The organism is Variovorax sp. HJSM1_2 (assembly GCF_049316285.1).
Classification (GTDB): Bacteria; Pseudomonadota; Gammaproteobacteria; order Burkholderiales; family Burkholderiaceae_C; genus Rhodoferax_B.
This window is the reverse complement of sequence record NZ_JBMOXA010000058.1, coordinates 1-2,876: the sequence shown is the minus strand read 5'-3', so window position 1 is coordinate 2,876 and position 2,876 is coordinate 1. Positions and strand designations below refer to the sequence as shown.

General features: G+C 63.3%; 2 protein-coding genes and 2 pseudogenes. 1 reads left to right on the top strand and 3 read right to left on the bottom strand.

Going from position 1 to position 2,876, the window contains the following annotated elements; genetic code table 11:
- Window positions 1-632: pseudogene (locus ACFQ95_RS25910) on the bottom strand (hypothetical protein); the annotation flags it as partial.
- The gene (locus ACFQ95_RS25905; RefSeq protein WP_422835846.1) at window positions 595-948 is read right to left on the bottom strand and encodes a hypothetical protein; all 354 of its coding nucleotides are present in this window, start codon (window positions 946-948) and stop codon (window positions 595-597) included. The pseudogene ACFQ95_RS25910 and the gene ACFQ95_RS25905, both read right to left, overlap by 38 nt.
- A gap of 29 nt (window positions 949-977) precedes the next feature.
- Here ACFQ95_RS25905 and ACFQ95_RS25900 point away from each other — a divergent pair, with 29 nt between their 5' ends.
- Complete coding sequence (locus ACFQ95_RS25900) at window positions 978-1,715, top strand: hypothetical protein (protein ID WP_422835844.1); 738 nt, start codon at window positions 978-980, stop codon at window positions 1,713-1,715.
- Here ACFQ95_RS25900 and ACFQ95_RS25895 read toward each other — a convergent pair.
- A pseudogene (locus ACFQ95_RS25895) lies at window positions 1,639-2,876 on the bottom strand (DNA cytosine methyltransferase); the annotation flags it as partial. The gene ACFQ95_RS25900 and the pseudogene ACFQ95_RS25895 overlap by 77 nt on opposite strands.

Sequence of the window (2,876 nt, the reverse complement as noted above, 5' to 3'; positions counted from 1 at the left end):
ACCGCCACCACCTGGCCAGAGCGCTGCGCCCGCACGATGAACGCCACGGCCGGACCGCCCCACAGCGGCTCGCCCTTCGGCACCTTGGGGCTGTTCCAGGTGTTGAAGCCCAGCGCCTTCTTCTCCAGGGCCTCGTCAATCACCGCAAGCTTGATGCCCCGGCCCGTCAGGTAGTCCACCAGCTGGCCCTTCCACTCGTCGCTACGCGCGTCCTTCAGGCAGTTCTTGGCGATGAACTCGGCAATGGTTTCCTCCACCTTCACAGCCGGCTGGTCATCCCGCCCTATCGTCACGCCATACATGCTGGCCAGTTCCTTCACCGCATGCACAAAGTCGGCGCCGGTAAACAGCATGTACAGGTCAATCGGGCCACCCGGCAGCTGGTGCCGGTGGTCAAACCACGTGCTGCCCTTGGTGCCCACCGCTGGGTAGCAGGCCAGGGTTGCCGGCCGCCCTACGTCCTGCGGGTTCACAAAGTTCGCCTTAGCGCTGCTCCCCTCGCGCTTCATGCCCAGACGCAGCGCCAGGTCGGCGCAGTCCACCCTCTTCTTCAGCTCGTCGGCCGCACGGCCCAAAGCCGTGGTGCCGCCCGCGCTACCGCCGCAGCTGCGGTTGTTTTGTTGTGTTGCCATGCTCTTCTTTTGGGTGCTGTGCTGGCCCGGCCAGCGGGCTCTGGTCGAACAAATCGCCAGAACTCGCGGCACGCGCTGCACGCTTGTTAATTTGTTTGGCGGCCACAGCGGCAACGGCTGCGGCCACCGCTTCGCGGTACGCCTTGACGGCTGGCAGGGCCAGCTCAGGGTTACGCTGCACGCGCTTCCATTTGCCCAGGGTGGCAAAGACCTCGAGGCGCAGCGGCGCCGGCACCATGCGCCAGTGGTCCACACACATCAGCAGACGTTGGGGCACCTGGTGCTGGCAGTCAGTGGCGGCGCAGGAATGGCTCATACTGCACGCCTCAAAGGAGAGAAATAAGTATGAAGAAAGACTGGCGTTTCATTGATCAAGTCGTCGCAGCAACCGTTGGCTTTTGTGTGCTTTTCTCCTGCGGTTACGTGTACTTTGCCGGGGCGCTTGCCTACCGCACCTTTCTCGAAAACTCGGCCCCCGCTTGGGTGCAAGCCATCGGTTCGGTTATCGCCATTTATGTGGCTGTCCACAGCGTTCAAAAAGCCCATACTCTTCAGTCTGAACAGAAGAAACGCGACGAACACGACGAGGTCACCAGGTCGATAGAAGCTCTCTTTCAATTGCTTTATGGCATCCGCTCGGTGGCCTACAAGCTTCACCAAATTGAATCGGTTGGGACAGGGCTCAGCCCACTTGAGAGACAAATGGCGATAGCCGAGTTGGCCGCATTGGCAAACGCACTCACGCGTCTTGATACGACACGCTTGGATGACTACGAGTACATCGGGGCGTCGATCTATGGCGACACAATCACCCGACATCTGCCCTTCTTGATCAATCAGGGGGTTGCGCCGCACGTCATTAGGATGGATGCAAAAGCGAATCTCCTCGTTGCTTGTGAAAGCTACATCGAAGAATTGGACACACGCAACCGCAAGATCTGTTTGGCAATCGAGGCGCGGGGCGGCCGTCCTTGTGTTCTCCCGGTTGGGGCACCGGCGGATGGAACTATTGCTCCGCATGTTTTTCACCCTGAACGCTCAACGCCACCGCCACCGGCTGCACCCACACCGGCTGCGCGCTGAGTAGGAACGTTTCGCCGGCGCGGGCCAGCAAAATGGTCTGGCCCATCACCGTACCAATGGCTTTGGCCGCCTTGCGTGGCACTGCATTGCCGATGCCCTCGCGCCAACGCTGGTCGCTGTTGCCGTCCAGCACAAAGGTCTCTCCACGGCCGCCGGGGCCATCGGCTGAAAACCACTCTTCCGGGTCAATCAGGCTCTGCAGCGCGGCAAGCTCCAGCGTGGTGAAAGGCCGGTGCCAGGTGCCGTCGAGCGCGTGAATGCGGCACACCAGCTTGTCGCTGGGTGACGGCATGGCGGTTTGCGATTCCGTGCAAGCTGCAGCGGGCCGGGGATCTGCCAGGCTCCAGGGACCGTTGTCGTGGCAGGCCGAGGCGCTCACCGCACCACTCGCCGCAGCCCAGGGCAGCACGCCGTAGTGCCCGCCGGTCAGGTAGGCATCGCCCTTTTCGCGCTGCAGGTTGGGCCGCACATCGGCCACGGCAAATGCGCCCTGGCCGGTGGTGCTGCCAGCGATCACCGTGCCGGCGGGCTCGTCGTAGCGCGTCACGCCGTACTTGGCAAAGCTCGGCCCATCGCGGCGCGGGTCGGCCACCGACTGGCCAGAACCGTGGGCACTGGTCACCGCCATGGCAGCCTTGTCCCAACCCACGATGCGGAACTCGTTGGAGTGTTTGGGCGCGCCCTGGTGGCGAATGTCTGCCACGCTGTAGGCGCCCTGTAGCGGCCCGGTTTGGCCCGCCACCGTGCCGGTGCTGTCGCCCCATTTGCGCACACCCAAGGCTTGGCCATCGCTCCACTTGGTCGACTGCTCAAAACGTGGATCCGCCACGCTGAACTTGCCGTTGTTCGTCAGGCTCTTGCCCGCCACCACGCCCATGGCCTCATCCCATCGGTTCACGCCCATGTGTCCGTGGTGAAAGTCGGGTACCAGCAGGTAGTCGCGCAGCTGGCCATCCTCCACAGCCAGCTTGTTCAGGCTGCGCCAGTCGCTGCCTGCTTCCACAAAAGCCAGCCGCACCCAGGTTTTCCACTGCAGCGCGGGGATGCGGTGCATCGGCCCCGCCGTCTCGGCGCCAGGCAGCGGCATATGGCGCAGCACGTCGCCCACGGCATGCAGGCGGCGCTTGGGCGGCTCGTACAAAAAGGCCGGCACCTTGTCCA

What these genes read in the sequence shown, in the direction of transcription:
- ACFQ95_RS25900 (WP_422835844.1), top strand. Translation starts at nt 978, where the DNA reads ATGAAGAAAGACTGGCGTTTCATTGATCAAGTCGTCGCAGCAACCGTT.
- ACFQ95_RS25905 (WP_422835846.1), bottom strand. Translation starts at nt 948, where the DNA reads ATGAGCCATTCCTGCGCCGCCACTGACTGCCAGCACCAGGTGCCCCAA.